The organism is Bradyrhizobium sp. AUGA SZCCT0177, from assembly GCF_018130125.1.
In the GTDB taxonomy this organism is placed as follows: domain Bacteria; phylum Pseudomonadota; class Alphaproteobacteria; order Rhizobiales; family Xanthobacteraceae; genus Bradyrhizobium.
The window spans coordinates 65,950-86,713 of the sequence record NZ_JAFCMA010000001.1 but is presented as its reverse complement, the minus strand read 5'-3'; the positions used below and the strand labels follow the sequence as shown (position 1 = coordinate 86,713).

Below are 20,764 nucleotides of genomic sequence, written 5' to 3'. Positions count from 1 at the left end.
ACCGTCCTCTTGCAGCTCCATTAAAAAAACGTATGATCGTTTTTAATTCGGAGGAGGCATCATCCTGCAACGGGCCGGCAATCCCGGCTGCCGGGACACTTCGCCGCAAAGATGGTACAGCCTGTCGCGCCGTTTCGCGAGAGGTCTTGTCCCGTCAGTCCTAGAGGCCACGCACCACCGCCCGTCACTCAAAGAAACGATAGGCCATGTCGCTTCATTCTACGATCGATCCCACATCCGCCGATTTTGCCCGCAACGCCGAAGTGATGCGCGGCCTCGTCGCCGACCTTCGCGAAAAACTCAAGGTGGTTGCCGGCGGCGGCGGCAAAACCTCGCGCGCGCGGCATACCTCGCGCGGCAAAATGCTGGCACGCCAGCGTGTCGACCTGCTGGTCGATCCCGGCACCGCGTTCCTCGAATTGTCGCCGCTGGCTGCCCACGGCCTCTATGGCGGCGACGTCCATTCCGCCAGCGTCATTACCGGGGTAGGGCGCATCTCGGGCCGCGAATGCGTCATCGTGGCCAACGACGCCACCATCAAGGGCGGCACTTACTATCCGATGACCGTCAAGAAGCATCTGCGCGCGCAGGACATCGCGCGGCAGAACAATCTGCCCTGCGTCTACATGGTCGATTCCGGCGGCGCATTCCTGCCGCTGCAGGACGAGATCTTCCCCGACGAGCGGCATTTCGGCCGCATCTTCTACAACCAGGCGCAGATGTCGGCACAAGGCATTCCGCAGATCGCCATTGTGATGGGCTCCTGCACGGCCGGCGGGGCCTATGTGCCCGCGATGTCGGACGAGAGCATCATCGTGCGCAACCAGGGCACGATCTTCCTCGGCGGACCGCCGCTGGTGAAGGCCGCGACCGGCGAGGTGGTCACGGCCGAAGAACTCGGCGGCGCCGACGTGCATTCGCGGCAATCCGGCGTCACCGACCATTACGCGCAGAACGACGCCCATGCGATCGGGATTGCGCGGCGTATCGTCGCCACGCTGAAACCGCCGACGCGCGCCACACTCAACATGCGCGTGCCGCGCGAGCCGCTGTTTCCGGCGGAAGAAATCTACGGCGTGGTTTCCGCCGACGGCCGCAAGCCGTTCGACGTCCATGACATCATCGCGCGGGTGGTGGATGGATCCGAATTCGACGAATTCAAGAAGCTCTACGGCACGACCCTGATCTGCGGCTTTGCCCATATCTGGGGCTATCCGGTCGGCATCATCGCCAATAACGGCATCCTGTTCAGCGAAAGCTCGCTGAAGGGCGCGCACTTCATCGAATTGTGCTGCCAGCGCAATATCCCGCTGGTGTTCCTGCAGAACATCACCGGCTTCATGGTCGGCAAGAAATACGAGGCCGGCGGCATCGCGCGCGACGGCGCCAAGCTGGTGACGGCGGTGGCGACCGCCGGGGTGCCGAAATTCACCGTCGTGATCGGCGGCTCCTATGGCGCCGGCAATTACGGCATGTCGGGGCGGGCCTACAGCCCGCGCTTCCTCTGGATGTGGCCGAACGCCCGTATTTCGGTGATGGGCGGCGAACAGGCGTCGATGGTTCTGGCCCAGGTGCGGCGCGACGGTATCGAGGCCAAGGGTGACACCTGGTCTGCCGAAGAAGACGAGAAGTTTCGTGCGCCAATTCGCGCCCAGTATGAGAGCCAGGGCAGTCCCTATTATGCCACCGCGCGGCTGTGGGATGATGGGGTGATCGACCCCGCCGATACGCGGCTGGTGCTCGGCCTTGGATTGTCCGCAGCTGCCAACGCGCCGATCGAACCGACGAAATTCGGCCTGTTCAGAATGTGATGCAGGATTGATGCAGGAACTGATGATGGACCGCTCGAAACTATACCGGCGTTTTCGCACGCTGTTGATCGCCAACCGCGGCGAGATCGCCTGCCGCGTGATCCGCTCCGCCCGTGCCATGGGCCTTCGCACCGTCGCCGTCTATTCCGAGGCCGACCGCGACGCCATGCATGTCGCCATGGCGGATGAGGCCGTGCTGCTCGGGCCGGCGCGGGCCCGCGACAGCTACCTCAACGTCGAGCGGGTCATTGAAGCCGCGCGCCAGACCGGCGCCGAAGCGGTGCACCCCGGCTACGGGTTCCTGTCTGAAAATGCCGAGTTCGCGCAAGCCTGCCTCGACGCCGGCCTGGTGTTCGTCGGTCCGACCGCCGCGATGATGACGGCAATGGGCTCCAAATCCGGCTCCAAGGCGCTGATGGAAAAGGCCGGCGTGCCGCTGGTGCCCGGCTATCACGGCGAGGCCCAGGACGAGGCGACGCTGGCGCAGGCCGCCGACAAGATCGGCTTCCCGGTGCTGGTCAAGGCCTCGGCCGGTGGCGGCGGGCGCGGCATGCGCGTGGTCAATTCGGCCGGTGAACTGGCGGCGGCCATCGTCAGTGCCAAGCGCGAAGCAAAAGCCGCGTTCGGCGACGATCGCATGCTGATCGAAAAATTCGTCCTCAACCCGCGTCACATCGAGGTGCAGATCATCGGCGACAGCCACGGCAATCTGCTGTCGCTGTTCGAGCGCGAATGCACGCTGCAGCGGCGCCATCAGAAGGTGATCGAGGAGGCGCCGTCGCCGACGCTGAACGCCACCCAGCGCGAGGCGGTTTGCGCCGCCGCGCGCAAGGCGGCCGGCGCGGTCAATTATGTCGGCGCCGGCACCATCGAATTCGTCTCCGACGGCAAGGACGTGTTCTTCATCGAGATGAACACGCGCCTGCAGGTCGAGCATCCCGTTACCGAATTGATCACCGGCGTCGACCTGGTGGAATGGCAGTTGCGGGTGGCGTTCGGCGAAAAGCTGCCGCTGGCGCAAAATGAGATCAAGCTGAACGGCCATGCCATCGAGGCGCGGGTTTATGCGGAAAACCCGCAGAAGAATTTTATGCCCTCGGTCGGCCGGATCAAGACCTGGCGGACGCCGGACGCCGTTGACGGCCTGCGGATCGATGCCGGTTATCGCAGCGGCGATGCGGTATCGCCCTATTACGACGCGATGCTCGCGAAGGTGATCGCATGGGCGCCGACCCGTCAGGCGGCGATTGAACGGCTCAACCGCGGCCTCGAAGAAACCGACGTCCGCGGCATCGTCACCAACATTCCGTTCCTGTCGGCGCTGGTGACGCATCCGCAAGTTAGGGCGAATACCATCGACACCAGTTTTATTGAACGCGAACTGAAAGGCCTGACGGACCCGAAACACGCGTGTGGCCATCTTGAACTCTGTGCAGCGGTCGCCGCTATCGTCGTCGAAGAGCGCAAGGTCGCAGCCAAGGAGGTCCATTCGCCGTGGCAGTCCTTTGGCTGGCAGCCGGTCGGTCAGCGGCAGCGGGCGTTCGCGCTGCGCCAAGGGCAGGGCGCCGAGCAGAAGGTCACGCTGGACTATGGCAACGGGGCGTCGACGCTGTCGATCGGCGAACGTCAATATGTTTTCACGACGTCGCTGACGGACGATGGCGGTTTTGATCTCGCGCTCGACGGGATGAAATCCCGCGTCGTCGCGGTGATCGAGGGCCACGAACTCTATCTGCGCACCCGCAACGGCCGCTTCGACCTGCATTGGGTCGATCCGTTCGGCGGCGAGACCGAGGAGCATGTCGGCGAGGACAAGATCGTGGCGCCGTTGCCGGGCACCGTGGTGGCGTTGCTGGCCGAGGAGGGCGCGACGCTGGAGAAGGGGGCTGCGATCCTGACGCTGGAAGTCATGAAGATGGAGCAGACCCTGCGCGCGCCGTTTGCCGGCGTGTTGAAGAAGATCAAATGCAAGGTCGGCGATATCGTTGGCGAAGGCGTCGAACTCGCCGAAGTCGAACCTGCAGCCTCGTGAGGCCGAAATGAGCGACGCTGTCCGTATCATTGAAGTCGGGCCGCGCGACGGGCTGCAGAACGAGAAGATCCCGATCAGCGTCGCGGACCGCATCGCCTTCATCGAGGCGTTGATCGGTGCAGGATTGCACACCGTCGAGGTCGGCGCCTTCGTGTCGCCGAAAGCGATCCCGCAGATGGTCGGCTCGGACCAGGTGTTGCGCGGCGTCAGCCATATCGCGGGCAGTGAATTCCACGTGCTGGTGCCGAACGAAAAGGGCTACGAGGCCTCGCAAGCGGCCGGCGCCAAGGTCATTGCCGTGTTCGCCTCGGCCTCGGAAGGATTTTCGCGCGCCAACATCAATTGCTCGGTCGCGGAATCGATCGAGCGCTTCAAGCCGGTGGTCGCCCGCGCCAAGGCCGATGGCATCAGGGTGCGCGGCTATATTTCCTGCGTGCTCGGCTGTCCCTTTGATGGCGAGGTGAAGCCGCAAGCGGTCGTCGACGTCGCCAAAATGCTGTGGGACCTCGGCTGTTACGAGGTCTCGCTCGGCGACACCATCGGCGTCGGTACGCCGATGAAGGCGCGGCAGCTGCTGCGTGCGGTGGCCGGCAGCGTGCCGATGGAAAAGCTCGCGATGCATTTCCATGACACCTATGGGCAGGCGCTGGCCAACCTCTATGCGGGGATGGAAGAGGGCGCGCGCGTGATCGATTCCGCCGCCGGCGGTCTCGGCGGCTGCCCCTACGCCCCCGGCGCGACCGGTAATGTCGCAACCGAGGACGTGATCTACATGCTCGAGGGCTTGGGGATGAAAACCGGAGTGGACATGACAAAGCTGCTCGCGGCCACCAATGAGGTCAGTCGCTTGATTGGCAGGCCTCCGGTCAGCCGCGTCGCGTCGGCATTGAACGCAAAGACGCGGGCCGCAAAATAGACCGCTTAGGCGGCCTTCAATCCGACGTTCGGCAGCATCGGCCGGTTCTTCAGCGCCTTCGCCATGATGGCTTCGACCTCCGCCTTTTCGTGCGGCAGCAGGGCCAGCCGCGGCGGACGGGTCAGCGCAGTACCGCGGCCAATGATGTGCTCGCAAAGCTTGATGCACTGGACGAGGTCCGGACGGGCATCGAGATGCAGCAGCGGCATGAACCATTCGTAGAGCGGCATCGCTTCGGCGTAGCGTCCGGCCTTGGCGAGGCGGAACAAGGTTTCCCCTTCGCGCGGGAAGGCATTCGACATGCCGGATACCCAGCCGACCGCGCCCATGGCCACGCTCTCGACGATGACGTCGTCGAGCCCTGCAAACAGCACGAAGCGATCGCCGACCATGTTGCGGGTGTCGATGAAACGCCTGGTGTCGCCGGAGGAATCCTTGAAGCACACCACCGTCTCGACGTCGGCGAGCGTGGCGAGAATATCCGGTGTCACGTCGTTCTTGTAGATCGGCGGGTTGTTGTAGAGCATGACAGGCAGATCGGTCGCCGTTGCGACAGATCGGAAGTGCGCGGCGGTCTCGTGCGGCTTGGACGAATAGACCAGCGCCGGCATCACCATGATGCCGTCGATCCCGACCCGCGCGGCTTCCCTGGCGGTTTCCACCGCAAAGGCCGTCGTGAACTCGGCGATGCCGCACAACACAGGAACGCGGCCGGCGGCGACCGACTTTGCCGCCTCCATGATGGCGATTTTTTCCTTGCGCTCGAGCGAGGTGTTTTCGCCGACCGAGCCGCAGATGATCAGTCCGGAGACGCCGTCGCGGATCAGGCCGTCCATCACCTTGGCCGTGGCGTTGATGTCGAGTGACAGATCGTCATGGAATTGGGTGGTAACGGCCGGGAAGACGCCTTCCCAGGAAATGCGTGGGCTCATTGTTTCGCTCCGATGGGATTTTTCCGGCGGATTCTTTGAATCCGCCGGGATTTGACTGGAAGAACGATGGAGAAGGTCAGAGCGTCGCGCCGACCTTGCGCAGCTCGGCGAGAACCGGCGCCTTGGGCAGCCAGATCTTGTCGAACTCCGCGATGACAGCCTCGGTATCCGCCGTCGCAACCTGCCGGATCGGAATCGGTGCGTTGCGAAAATTCTCGATCAGCTTGGGCTCGTTGCCGGCGAGTTCGTCGATCTGGGCGTCGAGCGTCGACTTGACGGACTTGGCGATCAGCTCCTTGTCGGCTGCCGGTAGCGACTGCCACACGCGGCCGGAGACGACGGCTGCCATCGGCATGAAGACGGCGTTCATCTGCAGGATGACCTTGGCGACCTTGTCGAAGCGCTGATTCCAGGAGAACTCCAGGTCGGCCTCGAGGCCATCGACCTGGCCGTTCGACATGGCGTCGAACACCTGCGGCGTCGGGATCGGTGTCGGCGCAGCACCCAGCGAAGAATAGAAGTCGCGATAGACCGGCGTCGGATTGATGCGCAGCTTCATGCCTTTGATATCGGCCAGACCAGTCAGGTCCTTGGCCGAGAAGATCGCGCGCATGCCGGTGATGCCCCAGCCCAGACCGATCGTCCCGGTTTCCTGCGGCAGCACGTCGAACAGTTTGACCGCCGCGGGATGGCGGACGAACTTGGCCACCGATGGCGTCGAACGCACGATGTAGGGCGCATTGATCGCGGCGATGTGCGGCACGCGCGAACCGAGTTCGGCGGCCTGGATGAAGCCCATGTCGAGCGCGCCGGATTGCAGCTGCTGCATCATGGCCGGCTCGTTGCCGAGCTGCCCGGAGTGAAACACGGTCATGGTCAGGCGGCCATTGGTGGCGGCCTTCAGGTCTTCGCCGAGCTTGAGGGCGGCCTTGTTCCAGGAGTGCCCGTTGGGCGTGATGAGGCCGAGGCGAAACTCCTTGGCCTGGGCCAGCGCGAGCGAGGGCGCGAACAACGGCACGGCCGCGCTGGCGGCAAGAAATCGGCCAAGAAATCGACGACGTGAAATGGACATGGCAAGGCTCCTTTGAGTTGGGCGATTCACTTGATGAGGACGAGGGACAGGGAGGGATAGAGCGAGAGCAGCACCAGCAGGACGCAGGAGATCCCGAAAAAAGGCAGCGTCACGATGAACATCTTTCCCGGCTTGGCGCCGGTAACGGCGGCGGCGACGAAGAAGCAAAGGCCCACTGGAGGTGACAGCAGGCCGAGCACCAGATTGATCACCACCACCACGCCGAAATGCCGGGGATCGATGTGATAGATTTCGGTGGCGACCGGCAGCAGGATCGGCACCGTCATGATCAGGCCGGGAATTCCGTCAATCACCGTGCCGATCACCAGCAGGATGACGTTGCAAAGCAGCATGAAGCTGACCGGATCCTTGGCCACCGACTGGATCCACGCCGCGGTTTCCTGCGGCACCTTGCCAAAGATCAGCACCCAGGAGAACACGGCGGCGGCCGCCACCAGAAACAGCACGATGGCCGAATAGATGCCGGAGCGCAGCATCATCTGCGGCAGCTGCGAGAATTCGAACTCCCTGGTCCAGTATTTTCCGATCAGGGCCGCCGCGACCGCGCCGACGGCCGCCGACTCCGTCGCGTTGGCAAGCCCGCCAAGGATCGAGCCGACGATGACGATCGGAATCAGCAGTGTCGGACAGGTGCGCAGGATCGTCGCCACGCGCTGCCGTGGCGTCTGATATTCGGCGCGCGGGTAGTTGTAGACGTAGCCCATCAGCGCAATGACGAGACAGAACATCACCGTGAGGATCACGCCGGGCACGATGCCGGCGATCAGCATGTCGCTGACCGAGACCTGCGCCAGCACGCTGTAGACGACGAACATCACGGATGGCGGAATGATCGGCCCGAGCATGCCGCCATAGGCGGTCAGGCCCGCCGCAAAGGTCCTGTCGTAACCCTTCTTCTCCATTTCCGGGACCATGATCTGCGCCATGATCGCGACCTGCGCGGTCGCCGAACCGAGGATGGAGGAGATGAACATGTTGGCGAGGATGTTGACGTAGGCCAGCCCGCCCTTCAGCGAGCCGACAAACGCCATCGCCATGTCGACGATGCGCCGGGTAATGCCGCCGCCATTCATGATCTCGCCGATCAGGATGAACAGCGGTATCGCGATCAGTCCGTAACTGTCGACGCCGCCGAACAATTGCAGCGGATAGGATTGAAACAGCACCGGATTGCCCGACGCGATGATGTAAACAAAGCCGGCAAGGCAGAGACAAAGACCGATCGGCACGCCGACCAGCATGATCACCATGAAGGCGGCCGAGGTGATCATCAGTTGACCCCGTCGAGCTCGGAGAGCTGGAAGCCCTTCAAGGCCGTTCGTGGCATGAGATCGAGGTCCTCGAGCAGATTGGCGATGCCGTGGATCGTGATCGACACGGCAAAGATCGGCAGCGTCAGATACACCACCCAGGTCGGCCAATTGAGCGTCTGGGTGCGCTCGGTGTAGAGGAAGTTGAAGGTCTCGCCGGCAAATTTGCGGGCGTCGAAGCCGGCGCGGGCGAGGCCAACCGGGTCCATCCAGAGCCAGCAGGTGGCGATCAGCGACACGCCGAACACCACGACCATGCCGGTTGCGATCACCTTGGCAAGCTTCTGGGCTCGCGCCGAAAGCCGTTCGGTCAGCATGGTGACGGCGAAATCGAGTCTCAGCCGGGTCATCGCGGAGGCGCCGATAAACGTCAGCCAGACCACGCAATAGACGGCCGATTCATCGATCCAGTAGATCGGAAAATGCGAATAGCGGGTGACGACGTTCACCAGGATCAGGGCCGTCAGCAGATACATCAAGCCCATCAGGGCAAGGCGCTCGCATGCGAGCAGGGCGCCGGAGGCCCTGACCACGAAGCTGCGGGCGCTGAACGCCGGCGCATCGGAAGCCGTTTGTTCGATCATGGGGAGCCCCGCAGCCCGCGAAATTTGCCGTGCATTCGCAAAATGTATAATTTATACATTCTTGCTGTCAATGGAGATTGCAGGCCAATCGTGGGCCTCCCACCGGCTTTGTGCTGGGGCGGACCACTTCAACGTGCGAAACAAGACCACCTCGACTGGAGGGGCCGGCGATGAAGACGGAAGATCAAATGAAAGTCCCGCTAAAGCACCGGACCTTGTCGGCCGCGATCGTCGACCAGCTCAGGCAATCGATTCTCGACGGGACCTATCCGGCGGGATCCCAACTGCGGCAGGACGCGCTGGGCGATGCTTATGGCGTGAGCCGCATTCCGGTTCGTGAAGCGCTGTTTCAGCTCGAGGCCGAAGGCCTGGTACGGATCGTCCCGCAAAAGGGGGCGATCGTTTCGGAACTGTCGCTCGACGAAATCAACGACGTGTTTGATCTGCGCCGGATCCTGGAGCCGCGGCTGCTGGCGCAATCCGCACCTTGCTTTGCCGCCAGGGACCTCGACGGATTGGACGATATCCAGAAGCGCTTCGAGAAGGCGATCAAGGCGCGCAACGTCAGCGAATGGGGTCAGCTCAACGCCGAATTTCACATGGCGCTCTACGCGCAGGCACGCCAGCCCCGGACCAAGGCGATCGTCGTGGCGCTGCTGCAAACCAGCGACCGCTACACGCGCCTGCAACTATCCAACACCAAGGCGATGGGGATCGCTGAAAAGGAGCACGCCCATCTGATCGCGCTGTGTCGGGCACAGCAAATCGAAGAGGCGTGCGGGTTTCTGGAGCAGCATATCGAATCCGTGAGAGCGGATCTGTTGCACGTCGTCGGCGGCGGCTCGATCGCAGTTCGTTCCAAGCGCGGAACGCGGGCAGGCGAGTAGTGCGAACGCATCAGGCGGCGACGTCGCTTGCAAGCTTCAGCAGATTGGCCGACGTCGCCGTCGCGGCACTGTAGTCTTTCCACGCGGTATCGCGCGCGATGTCGCGCCACTTGGCGACGGTTGCCGCATCGAGCGCGCTGACTTTGGCGCCGGCCTTCTCATAGACCTTGGCGACTTCGATATCGTCGTCCTGTGCACCCTTCTTGGCGAAGGCTTCGAGGTCGGCGCCGACCGCGCGAATGATGTCCTGCTGGTTCTTCGGCAGCTTGTCGAAGCTCGGCTTCGACATCAACAATGGCTCCAGCATGAACCAGTAGGATGCGCCCGCGCCCGAGGTCAGCGATTTTGCGACCTCCTCCAGACGGAACGAGATCAGGCTGGTGGAGGAGGTAATTCCGGCATCGCAGGCGCCGCTCTGCATCGCCGCATAGAGTTCGTTGGACGGTACCGAGAGCACCGCTGCGCCCGCGGTCAGCAGCACCATGTCCATCTCGCGCGAACCGCCGCGAACCTTGAGGCCCTTGGCGTCTTCCGGAGCGACGATCGGCCTGGAACGGCTGGCGACGCCGCCGGCCTGCCAGACCCAGCTCAGCAAGATGATGCCCTTGTCGGCCAGGAAATCGGTCAGCGTCTTGCCGACGGGGTGCGTTTTCCAGCGCAAGCCCTGATCGTAGGTCGAAACCAGTCCGGGCATCAGGCCGATATTGGTTTCCGGCAATTCGCCGCCGGCATAGGGAAGGGGATAGAGGCTTAGATCGAGCTCACCTTTGCGCATCGCCGAGAATTGCGCGTTGGTCTTGATCAGCGAGGAGTTCGGATAGACCTCGGCCGCGATCTCGCCGCCGCTGCGCTTGGCGACTTCCTGCGCGAACGTACGGCACAGGCGGTCGCGGAAATCGCCCTTGTCGATGGTGCCGCCCGGAAACTGATGCGAAATCTTCAGCCTCGTTGCGGCGTGTGCGGTGCCCGTGCCGAAGCGAAGGATAGCAGGCGCGGCGAGCGCGGATCCGAGAACATGGCGGCGTGTGAGCATGGTTCTCCCCTGAATTCCATTCCCGATTGGCGTGTCCAAGCCGGCGCTGAGCGCAGTTTAACCGGCTGCGTGCGAAGATTCTCTGTTCTGATCGTTCGAGCCAGCCTGTCGCTCAAGGCAGCAGTGGCTGATTCCAGAGCCAGACTTCAAGGTCTGCCGCAGTGCACACGTAAGGAGGGGAGGGTTTTAGCGGAAGACTCGTCAAACATGCGTCCGCCTCCGTTTCTCGGGGCGCGTGCGCTGGCCTGCTTCAATTATCCGCTATGGCCGGTAATGACGCGTATCCTTGTGACGTCGCGCCTGCCGCCATCCAGGACAATAAGCGCAGGGACGACCCAGGAAGAACGACTCGCTGTTCAACACGTCCAGGAGTGCCACGAGGAAGGACAGGGCATGATGAAGACGGACGCCATGAAACGACGGAGGGATGGTGAAAGACGGCATGAACAATAGCCAAGCCGTCGTTTGTTTTTTCAATCGGGCTCGCCCGAGCGGAGTCTTGCGATTTCCGGCGCGGATGCCCGCGCCCGAACGAGCGCGTTACTTCTTCTTGCCTTTGCCGCCGCTCTTGCGGGCCGCGTAGCGTGCATCGCGCTTGGCCTTCGCTTCGGCCTCGAGGGCTGCCTGTCTGGCGGCCTCTTCTTCCTTTTCGCGGGCGAGCTGGGCGGCAGCCGCGGCCGCAGCTTCTTCCTCGCGCGCCTTGGCTTCGGCCTTGGCAGCTTCGCGGGCTTCCTTGGCCTTGGCGCGGGCGGCCGCCTGCGCTTCGCGCTCGACCTGACGCTGCTTCACCTCCGGATCGTCAGGGCCGGGTTGGGCCTTGAACTTGTTCAGGATGTTCTGTCTCGCTTGCTGGGCGGCCTTCTGGCGGTCGGCGAAGCTGGGTTCCTTGAATCCACTCATAAAAGGGGCCTTGTCGTTTTCTTGATTGGTTGTGAAACGCAGGGGATTGGCGGTTTGCGCTTCAGTAGGTGAACCGGCGACAAAATGCCAGCGCCGAAGGGGGCAAACAGGGAGATTTCCGTGAACGGCCCGGTTGGTCGTCCGATGCCGGTGAGCGCGCTGGCGGCGGCCCTGGCCGGATCGCCGATGGCGTGCGCCTCGACACAAGCAACAGCAAGCGCCGGCTGAAACCGGTTCCGAGCAGCCAGGCAGTGGCTGTTCTAATCGACCCTGAATTGGTCGCGGCGGCCGCCCGGGCCGAGAATTTTCGCAACTGTCACGGCCGTCATCGCCACGCGATCGGATGTCCGCTGGGCTTCCAGCCTGTCGCGGGCTCCCTCCTTGATCATGAGATCGATGAGTTCGAGCCGCTTGGCATCGTCGGTCGCTTCGGCCAGTAGTTTTCGATAGCGATCGTAGTCGTAGCCCGTTTCCTGCTTACTCATGGCACGCCCCCCGCACACGTACTTTCCCCGAACCAACAGTGTTGATCAACCTCCGCAGGCGCGCAACGGATTTGCGGGACTTATGGCCCTGCCGCGCATCTTGGCGTGCGAGTGTTGCAGAATTGATCCGGCAGGTAGCGCACAGGTTGTGGCGCGGTCGGATGTCAGGAGAGGGAACCCGATACGATCGGTAGCGCCGCCCTGTTTGGGCACGGAACTGCAATCGGTCGCACCCTGAAAGCCGAAACACTGTGAATTCGATCACATAAGGACGGCCGGCGCGAGCCTATGTTGCGGCAGTTCCTGAAAGGAGCGACCGCCATGATCCCGAATTGGTGCACCCCTAAAAATGTCGTTCTCGCCGCAGCGATCGTTTTGTTCGCCTGCGTCGCGGGCGGCGTCGCGACCGGACTGGCGTATCCGGAGCCGGTGTCCAGCGCCGCGCTCGGGCCGGATTGGCAGTGCAGCCGGATGGCGTTTGTCTGGACCACCTGCAGGAGGCTGACGCACGCCAAATCTGCATCGATTCGTGTAGCGAGGGAACCGGTCTGCACGCGAATCCGAACGTAGGCGCGAGCCTACGCTAAGCTACCTTCGATGCCGGTCTAGACGATGGTCGTGAGCACAAACGCGTGCCACGCGCTCCAGTCGATTCCATCGAAACTGCGTGCATACATGGTTTCCGTGCCGGTGCCAGCGCCACCACGAAGCCAGACATCGTCGAGATCGGCGACGCTAACGTCGATTGCGATACCGGCGGCCCAGTGGGAATTCGCAGGCGTCCAGAAGTAACTGCTGCTGGCGCCTGCGCCACCATCCCAGAACTGGTAGGCGGTTGCGGTATGTCCGTCGGCGTCGGAATAGGACAGCAGTTGCCGATCTCACTCCATTCATTGATATGCAAGGATTGATTGCTGATCGTGGTCACCGGCGCATGGTTCGGCAGCGTGGTCAGGGTGAACGAGTCCCAATTGTCCCACGCGGTTCCATCGAAAGCCCGTATGTACATGGTGTCGGTACCGCCCGCCGTACCGCCTTATCGCTACGGCGCTGGTAGCACCTATGTCGCCACGGGAAACATCTGATGACGAACCGCTGGCTGCGGGTGCGTCATATGCGCCTCTGAACGTGGTGTAACCGCGATATCGATCGTGACGCCACAGGGTCTCGATCGGCTCGAACCAGCGTTGCGCTGACTTTGGATTACACCTCGCATCGGAAATAAGGTCGCGAACCGGAAGTGCTTCACGCGTCAATAGCCGCCGGAGACGCAATCGGTTTGCCACTCAAGTGGTATCAGCGAACATACTACGCACCGGCTAGGCCGCTGAGCCGCGAGCCTGTCGGGAGGGCCGCGGGACGTGCATGGCGCTATTGAAGCGCGGCCCGAACGGATAGGCAAATCGTCCTGCAGCTTGGGCTGGGAACAGCAACGAGCCACCGCACATCGCGAGGCGCCTGAATTCGCTGGAGCCGCGGCCTGTCTGGCGGGCTGAACTCTCTCCACGACGGCTGCAACGGTCGTTGGTTGTGGCGTATCGCATACACAACCTGACTCCATATTCTGCTGCAAATCAGGTATTGAAGACCGACCACCAAAGGGTTGATTTATCAATTACGGATCTGGAGGGCACAATGGTTTCCGAAGATAAGCACTACGAATTTCTCACCAAACAAATAGCGGATCGTAGTCAGAAAATATACGAATCATTCAATCAATTTATACGGCTCTTCTCGGCCGTTGTGGGAGGGACGATCTGGATCAGTCTTCAAGCGGATGCCAGCAAAAGAGGCGGCAATTCCCAGATCTACGAAACGTTCTCCAACTTTCTTGTCATCGCCATCGCCGTGATGAGTGCCCTAATCATCATCGAGAACGTAAGATCGTGGAAAGGCTACCGCCAAGCGCTGGTAAAGATGGGTGCAAACGACGTAGCGAGCCCCGTGTATATTCCGGCGCCGTTGCGATATCGATCGTCGATCATCGAGATCGGGATGATTTGCAGCATGTTCCTCGCCACGATCCTGTTCTGCATATTCAATCCACTCGCTCTGATCCCGACAACTCCTTAACAATTTGCCGACCGCGGATAGCCACGCTTAGCCTTGACCCGGCAACCTTGACTGAACCGCTATCGTGCCGACCTGAACATCACCGTAATAGATGCGCCAGCAGTCGGAGCTTTCCGAGTGTGAGCGGCTGGTGAGGGCGCGCGTACCGCTATTGAGGCGCGCCCGTTCTGCGCGCTTCGGCAACCAGTGTCGCCCATCCTCCGGCGTCCTTTACTGAAGCATCATCGGCGACGCGCCCGGACAGTCTGAATTGAAATGATTGAAGTCCCGGTCTATGAGATGGCCATGGCCGAGCCTCGCAAGATCTCACCCAAATTGCTTGAATTGTTGGTATGTCCCCTGACCAAGGGGCCGCTGGAGTTTGACGAGGTAAAACAGGAACTGATCTCCCGTTCGGCACACCTCGCATACTCGATCCGGGACGGCATCCCGATCATGCTGCCGGCAGAAGCGCGAAAGCTGGATTGAAGTCTTTCGTCTACCAAAGATCCCGTCTCACACAGCGTCCGTTTGATTCATCAGCTCCATATTGCTAGACGAGCGGCCATGGAAAAGTCGCGTCTCAGATTGTCCCGCTTTGACCTGGTACTCGCCATGCTGGCGGTTGTGGTCATCCTCTACGTCCTGAGCCTTGGCGCTGCGGTACGGCTCTAATCGGACCTCCTGCAATCAATGACCGATCTCATCCGCTACCGCTACAATACGATGGCCGCTGAATCGCCCAACGGCGAGTGGACTTGGCGGGTGATTTTAGAGGAGCCGGATGGGTTCAAAGAGGTTCTGGTAAAGCGACTTGTGGTGAACGTGTCGTCGTTCAGCAAGGAAGATGAGATGCCAGTTGTAGGGCGAAAATATCATATGGCTTGCCGAGGTACGTTCCGCCTTGAAGACGATGGCACCGGGATTATCGATCCGTAGGTCATCTCAGTTGGCGGCCTCTTTCTTATGGTGCCACGCGAAGCCATCTTTGCGCTCGCCGGACCAGCGAATGTCGAGCCGCGACTGCTCGGTCCGTTACCGGGCGAGCGACAACCATGAAAGCCAAGAGTTCTCTTCAATACAGAATGCGACACGGCTTTTTCGAGAACAAACCAGCTATCCGATTGAAAATATTGGCGATCCCAGCAGGATTCGAACCTGCAACCCACGGAGTAGAAATCCGTTACTCTATCCAGTTGAGCTATGGGACCGTCGGAGTCTTTCTAGCACTGCCAATATGAAAAATCCGCTTCGGAGCCAAGTCCGTTCCGAACCGATTTCCTTCCGGCTGCGACAAAGCCAGACGGCGAACCATTGCCATCGGTCCGCCTATCAATCAATGCTGCGCCGGCAACCCTCGCCGGTGCGGTCCGGGACCTTGGACTGCCAGAGCCATGCCGCATGCGACTTTTTCGCAAGCCTCTTCCATCGCCATCAGTCCGTCACCTTTTCGCGCACTTTTCGTTCGTTACGAGGCGGTCGTCCGCCCAAGGAGCTCCATCATGATCGGTTTGGTTCGCGCCACAGTCGTTTGCGCCACGCTGGCGCTTGGCCTGGTCGCAGCGCAGGCAGCAGATAAAGCCTTCAAACGCGACGACCTTGCCGATTCCGCGGTCAAGCTGGAGGCCCAGATCAAGAGCGAGGCCGGGCCGGTTTCCAAATCCAGCGCGACGCTGCGGACCGATGCGGATACCGCCTTCAAGCGTGCCGACTTCCGAACCGGCCTGCAAATCCTCGGACAGATCGCGGGCACCACGCCCGAAGACAGTGCCAACTGGCTCAAACTCGCCAAGACCATCTTCCAGATCCGTTCCGCAAGTTCGAGCGAACAGACCTTCCTGCTCGAGCGCGCCTCGACCGCGGCCTACATCGCCTATCAGCGCGCCGGCAACGCCGCCGAGGAAGCCGATGCGCTGGCTGTGCTGGGCCGGGCGATGTCCGACCGCAAGCTCTGGCGCCCGGCGCTGGATGCGCTGCGGCTGTCGCTGGACATGCGCGAGGTCGCCGAGGTGCGCGGCCAATATGAGAAGATGCGCGACCAACACGGTTTTCGTCTTTTGGATTACACCGTGGACTCCGACGGCGCGTCACCGCGGGCGTGCTTCCAGTTCTCTGAAGATCTGGCAAAACGGGTCGATTTTGCGCCGTTTCTGGCGCTGGCCGGCACCGACAAGCCGGCGCTGTCGGCCGAAGGCAAGCAGCTTTGCGTCGACGGCCTGAAGCACGGCGAGCGCTACAACATCAATCTGCGTGCCGGCCTGCCGTCCACGGTCAAGGAAACCCTGCCGAAATCGGCCGAATTCAACATCTATGTCCGCGACCGCAAGCCGTTCGTGCGCTTTACCGGCCGCGCCTATGTGCTGCCGCGTACCGGCCAGCGCGGCATCCCGCTGGTCAGCGTCAATACGCCTGCGGTGAACGTCAACGTGTTCCGGATCGGCGACCGCAACCTGATTAATACTGTGATCGACAGCGACTTCCAGAAGACGCTGTCGACCTACCAGCTCGGCGATCTCGGCGACGAGAAGGGCGTCAAGGTCTGGACCGGCGAACTCGCCACCGCCACCACGCTCAACCAGGACGTCATTACCGCTTTCCCGGTTGACCAGGCGCTCGGCGACCTGCAGCCGGGGGTCTATGTGATGACGGCGTCAGCCAAAGGCCCCGGCAGCGATGATGACGGCCGGCTGGCGACGCAGTGGTTCATCGTCTCCGACATGGGCCTGTCGGCGTTTTCAGGCAATGACGGTATCCACGTCTTCGTCAATTCGCTGGCATCCACCGAGGCGGTCGGCAAGGCCGAGGTGCGGCTGATCGCGCGCAACAACGAGATCCTGGCGACCCGCAAGACCGACGATTCCGGCCACGTGCTGTTCGAGGCTGGATTGGCGCGCGGCGAGGGCGGGCTGTCGCCGGCCTTGTTGACGGTCATGAGCGAAAAGTCGGACTACGCTTTCCTCAGCCTCAAAACCAACGCGTTCGACCTCACCGACCGCGGCGTGTCCGGTCGGGTGGTGCCGGCGGGCGCCGATGCCTTCGTCTATGCCGAGCGCGGCGTCTACCGCTCCACCGAAACCGTCTACTTGACCGCGCTGCTGCGCGACGGGCAGGGCAACGCCATGGCCGGCGGGCCGCTCACCCTCGTCATCGAGCGTCCGGATGGCGTCGAATTCCGCCGTGCCGTGCTACCCGATCAGGGCGCGGGCGGCCGCAGCATGGTGGTGCCGCTCAATTCCGCGGTCCCGACCGGGACCTGGCGGGTACGCGCCTTCACGGACCCCAAGGGATCGGCGGTCGGCGAGACCACCTTCATGGTCGAGGACTACATCCCCGAGCGGATCGAATTCAACATCTCCAGCAAGGAGAAAATGATCAAAGCTGAAGTTCCAGTTGAACTTAAGGTCGATGGCCGTTTCCTTTACGGTGCGCCGGCTTCCGGCCTGCAGCTCGAAGGCGACATGCTGGTCACCTCGGCAGCCTCCGGGCGGCCGGGCTATCCCGGCTACCAGTTCGGCGTCGCCGACGAGGAGACCGCCAGCAACGAGCGTACCCCGATCGAGAACCTGCCGGAGGCCGACGCCAACGGCGTGGCGACGTTCCCGGTCTCGCTGGCCAAGGCGCCAACTTCGACCCGCCCGCAGGAGGCGCAAATCTTCGTCCGGATGGCGGAGGCCGGTGGCCGCGCCGTCGAGCGCAAGCTGGTACTCCCCGTGGCGCCTGCCACGCCCCTGATCGGCATCAAGCCGCTGTTTGGCGACAAGAGCGTCGCCGAGGGCGACAAGGCCGAATTCGACGTGGTGTTCGTCGCTCCCGATGGCAAGCAATTGCCGCGCGATGGCTTGCGTTACGAGCTCCTGAAGATGGAATCCCGCTACCAGTGGTACCGGCAGAACTCGTCCTGGGAGTATGAGCCGGTCAAATCGACCAGCCGCGTCGCCGATGGCGACCTGACTCTGTCAGCCGACAAGGCGGCGCGGGTGTCGCTGGCGCCGCAGCCCGGCCGCTATCGCCTCGACGTCAAATCATCAGAGGCCGACGGGCCGGTCACCTCGGTCCAGTTCGACGTCGGCTGGTATTCGGACGGCAGCGCCGACACCCCCGATCTCCTCGAAACCTCGATCGACAAGCCGGAATATGCGTCCGGCGATACCATGGTGGTGTCGGTCAACGCCCGCACGGCCGGCAAGCTGACCATCAACGTCCTGGGCGACCGCCTGCTCACCACCCAGACCGTGGACGTCAAGGAAGGTACCCAGCAGGTCAAGCTATCAGTCGGCAAGGATTGGGGTACCGGCGCCTATGTGCTGGCGACGTTGCGCCGTCCGCTCGACGCCGCGGCGCTGCGGATGCCCGGACGGGCAATCGGCCTGAAATGGTTCGGCATCGACAAGAAGGCCCGCACGCTGCAGGTGGCGCTCTCGCCGCCGCCGCTGGTCCGCCCCGGCACCGCGCTGAAGATTCCGGTCAAACTCGGCGGGCTCAACCCCGGCGAAGACGCCAAGATCGTGGTCGCCGCGGTGGATGTCGGCATTCTGAACCTGACCAATTACAAGCCGCCGGCGCCGGATGATTTCTATCTCGGCCAACGCCGCCTCACGTCCGAGATCCGCGACCTCTATGGGCAATTGATCGACGGCATGCAGGGTACCCGCGGCCAGCTCAAGACCGGCGGTGACGGTGCCGGCGCCGAGCTGCAGGGCAGCCCGCCCACCCAGAAACCGCTCGCGCTTTATTCCGGCATCGTCACGGTCGGCCCTGACGGGTCCGCCGAGATCAGCTTCGACATTCCGGAGTTCGCCGGCACCGCGCGTGTCATGGCGGTGGCCTGGAGCGCGACAAGGCTTGGCCGCGCCACCATCGACGTCACCGTGCGCGATCCCGTGGTGCTGACGGCAACATTGCCGCGCTTCCTGCTCAATGGCGACCGCGGCACCATGAGCTTTGATCTCGACAACGTTGAAGGTGCACCCGGCGACTATACGATTAACGTCAAAACGACGGGGCCCGTAAAGGTAACCGGCAATGCCGCGACGACTGTGAAACTCGCCGCCAAGCAGCGGACCTCGATGTCGCTGGCGATCGACGCCGGCGGCGCCGGCACCGCCAATCTCGACGTCGATATCAAGGGGCCGAACGGCCTGGCGCTGGCGCGGCACTATGCGCTCGACGTCAAGGCGGCGACGCAGGTCCTTGCGCGCCGCTCGATCCGCACCCTGGCCAAGGGCGAGAGCCTGACGCTGACCTCGGACATGTTTACCGATCTGGTGTCGGGAACGGGCAGCGTGTCGCTCTCCGTCAGCCTGTCCACCGCACTCGATGCGGCGACCATCCTGAAGGCGCTGGATCGCTATCCGCACGGCTGTTCCGAACAGATCACCAGCCGCGCGATGCCGCTGCTCTACGTCAACGACCTTGCGGCAGGCGCCCATCTGGCGATGGACACCGCGGTCGATCAGCGCATCAAGGACGCGATCGAGCGGCTGCTGGCACGTCAGGGCTCGAACGGCTCGTTCGGCCTTTGGTCGGCGGGCGGCGACGATGCCTGGCTCGACGCCTATGTGACTGACTTCCTGACCCGCGCCCGTGAAAAGGGCTTTGCGGTGCCGGATGTGCTGTTCAAGAGCGCGCTCGACCGCATCCGCAACTCGGTGGTCAACGCCAACGAGCCCGAAAAGGACGGCGGCCGCGATCTGGCCTACGGCCTCTACGTGCTGGCACGCAATGGCGCCGCCCCGATCGGCGACCTGCGCTACCTCGCCGACACCAAGCTGAGCAATCTGGCGACGCCGATTGCGAAGTCGCAATTGGCGGCGGCGCTGGCGTTGGTCGGCGACAAGGCGAGGGCGGAACGCGTCTATGGCGCAGCGCTCGACGCGCTCGCGCCAAAGCCCGTGATCGAGTTCGGCCGGGTCGACTATGGCAGCGCTTTACGCGATGCCGCAGCTTTGGTCTCGCTCGCCAGCGAAGGCAATGCCCCGCGGGCGACGCTGACGCAGGCGGTGCAGCGGGTCGAAGTGGCGCGGGGACTGACGCCCTACACCTCGACGCAGGAAAACGCCTGGCTGGTGTTGGCCTCGCGCGCGCTGTCGAAGGAGACGATGGCGCTCGATATCGATGGTTCGCCGATCAAGACGGCGGCTTATCGCAGCTACAAGGCGGAGCAGATGGCAGGCAGGCCGGTCAAGATCACCAACACCGGCGATGCACCGGTGCAGGCGGTGGTGTCGGTCTCGGGTTCGCCGGTCACGCCGGAGCCGGCCGCCTCGAACGGCTTCAAGATCGAGCGCAATTACTTCACGCTCGACGGCAAGCCCGCCGATATCAGCAAGGCCAAGCAGAACGATCGTTTCGCCGTGGTGCTGAAGATCACCGAGGCCAAGCCGGAATACGGGCACATCATGGTATCCGACTATCTCCCGGCCGGCCTTGAGATCGACAACCCGCGGCTGGTGTCTTCCGGCGACAAAAACACACTGGACTGGATCGAGGACGGCGAGGAGCCGGAGAATACCGAGTTCCGCGATGACCGCTTCACCGCGGCCATCGATCGCGCGAGCGACGATACGGCGGTGTTCACCGTCGCCTATGTCGTGCGCGCGGTTTCCCCCGGCAAATACGTGCTGCCGCAGGCCTATGTCGAGGACATGTACAATCCCTCGCGCTATGGCCGCACCGGCACCGGCACCGTGGAGGTGCGTCCGGCCAAATGAGTGCGCCCGCGAACCAGCA

Annotated in this window: 15 protein-coding genes and 1 tRNA gene; 8 read left to right on the top strand and 8 right to left on the bottom strand. The window is 62.7% G+C overall.

The annotated features are described in order from the left end of the window. The first annotated feature begins 206 nt into the window (after positions 1-206). The 3 genes from JQ597_RS00350 to JQ597_RS00340 are packed head-to-tail and all read left to right on the top strand — an operon-like array spanning position 207 to position 4,759. Positions 207-1,811, top strand: a complete 1,605-nt coding sequence (locus JQ597_RS00350; RefSeq protein ID WP_212261615.1) for a carboxyl transferase domain-containing protein — start codon at positions 207-209, stop codon at positions 1,809-1,811. Between the two features lie 25 nt (positions 1,812-1,836). Beyond that, a complete protein-coding gene (locus JQ597_RS00345; RefSeq protein ID WP_212262451.1) occupies positions 1,837-3,843 on the top strand; it encodes an acetyl/propionyl/methylcrotonyl-CoA carboxylase subunit alpha in 2,007 nt (668 codons plus the stop codon). 7 nt (positions 3,844-3,850) lie between these two features. Beyond that, positions 3,851-4,759, top strand: coding sequence for a hydroxymethylglutaryl-CoA lyase (locus JQ597_RS00340; RefSeq protein ID WP_212261613.1), 909 nt, complete (start codon positions 3,851-3,853; stop codon positions 4,757-4,759). A 5-nt stretch (positions 4,760-4,764) separates the two neighbouring features. On the opposite strand, the gene JQ597_RS00335 is transcribed toward JQ597_RS00340, so the two are convergent. From JQ597_RS00335 to JQ597_RS00320, 4 genes are all read right to left on the bottom strand, one after another. Beyond that, on the bottom strand, positions 4,765-5,691 hold the full coding sequence (locus JQ597_RS00335) for a dihydrodipicolinate synthase family protein (protein ID WP_212261611.1): 927 nt from the start codon (positions 5,689-5,691) through the stop codon (positions 4,765-4,767). Positions 5,692-5,767: 76 nt separating this feature from the next. Beyond that, positions 5,768-6,763, bottom strand: a complete 996-nt coding sequence (locus JQ597_RS00330) for a TRAP transporter substrate-binding protein (RefSeq protein ID WP_212261608.1) — start codon at positions 6,761-6,763, stop codon at positions 5,768-5,770. Between the two features lie 26 nt (positions 6,764-6,789). After that, positions 6,790-8,055: a TRAP transporter large permease gene (locus JQ597_RS00325; protein ID WP_212261605.1), complete on the bottom strand. Its 1,266-nt coding sequence runs from the start codon at positions 8,053-8,055 to the stop codon at positions 6,790-6,792. Continuing rightward, positions 8,055-8,678, bottom strand: coding sequence for a TRAP transporter small permease (locus JQ597_RS00320; protein ID WP_212261602.1), 624 nt, complete (start codon positions 8,676-8,678; stop codon positions 8,055-8,057). Before JQ597_RS00320 ends, JQ597_RS00325 begins: the two co-directional genes overlap by 1 nt. Positions 8,679-8,866: 188 nt before the next feature. On the opposite strand from JQ597_RS00320, the gene JQ597_RS00315 reads away from it, so the two are divergent. Further along, the gene (locus tag JQ597_RS00315) at positions 8,867-9,565 is read left to right on the top strand and encodes a GntR family transcriptional regulator (RefSeq protein ID WP_212261599.1); all 699 of its coding nucleotides are present in this window, start codon (positions 8,867-8,869) and stop codon (positions 9,563-9,565) included. A 10-nt stretch (positions 9,566-9,575) separates the two neighbouring features. Here JQ597_RS00315 and dctP read toward each other — a convergent pair whose 3' ends face one another. The 3 genes from dctP to JQ597_RS00300 all read right to left on the bottom strand — a co-directional run bounded on the left by dctP (position 9,576) and on the right by JQ597_RS00300 (position 11,983). Then, entirely contained in the window at positions 9,576-10,598 is a 1,023-nt protein-coding gene (gene dctP, locus JQ597_RS00310) for a TRAP transporter substrate-binding protein DctP (RefSeq protein ID WP_212261596.1), read from the bottom strand. A 540-nt stretch (positions 10,599-11,138) separates the two neighbouring features. Next, positions 11,139-11,498, bottom strand: a complete 360-nt coding sequence (locus tag JQ597_RS00305; RefSeq protein WP_212261593.1) for a DUF6481 family protein — start codon at positions 11,496-11,498, stop codon at positions 11,139-11,141. A gap of 260 nt (positions 11,499-11,758) precedes the next feature. Next, positions 11,759-11,983, bottom strand: a complete 225-nt coding sequence (locus JQ597_RS00300) for a hypothetical protein (protein ID WP_212261590.1) — start codon at positions 11,981-11,983, stop codon at positions 11,759-11,761. Between the two features lie 1,635 nt (positions 11,984-13,618). On the opposite strand from JQ597_RS00300, the gene JQ597_RS00295 reads away from it, so the two are divergent. The 3 genes from JQ597_RS00295 to JQ597_RS00285 all read left to right on the top strand — a co-directional run bounded on the left by JQ597_RS00295 (position 13,619) and on the right by JQ597_RS00285 (position 14,974). Continuing rightward, positions 13,619-14,056 carry a hypothetical protein gene (locus tag JQ597_RS00295; protein ID WP_212261587.1) on the top strand — a complete coding sequence of 146 codons (438 nt, stop codon included), beginning with the start codon at positions 13,619-13,621 and terminating at the stop codon, positions 14,054-14,056. Between the two features lie 285 nt (positions 14,057-14,341). Further along, positions 14,342-14,524: a Trm112 family protein gene (locus JQ597_RS00290; protein WP_312011001.1), complete on the top strand. Its 183-nt coding sequence runs from the start codon at positions 14,342-14,344 to the stop codon at positions 14,522-14,524. Between the two features lie 204 nt (positions 14,525-14,728). Beyond that, a complete protein-coding gene (locus tag JQ597_RS00285; protein ID WP_212261584.1) occupies positions 14,729-14,974 on the top strand; it encodes a hypothetical protein in 246 nt (81 codons plus the stop codon). 195 nt (positions 14,975-15,169) lie between these two features. On the opposite strand, the gene JQ597_RS00280 is transcribed toward JQ597_RS00285, so the two are convergent. Beyond that, positions 15,170-15,246, bottom strand: a tRNA-Arg gene (locus tag JQ597_RS00280). A 291-nt stretch (positions 15,247-15,537) separates the two neighbouring features. Here JQ597_RS00280 and JQ597_RS00275 point away from each other — a divergent pair. Further along, on the top strand, positions 15,538-20,745 hold the full coding sequence (locus JQ597_RS00275; RefSeq protein ID WP_212261581.1) for an alpha-2-macroglobulin family protein: 5,208 nt from the start codon (positions 15,538-15,540) through the stop codon (positions 20,743-20,745). The last annotated feature ends 19 nt before the right edge of the window (positions 20,746-20,764 follow it).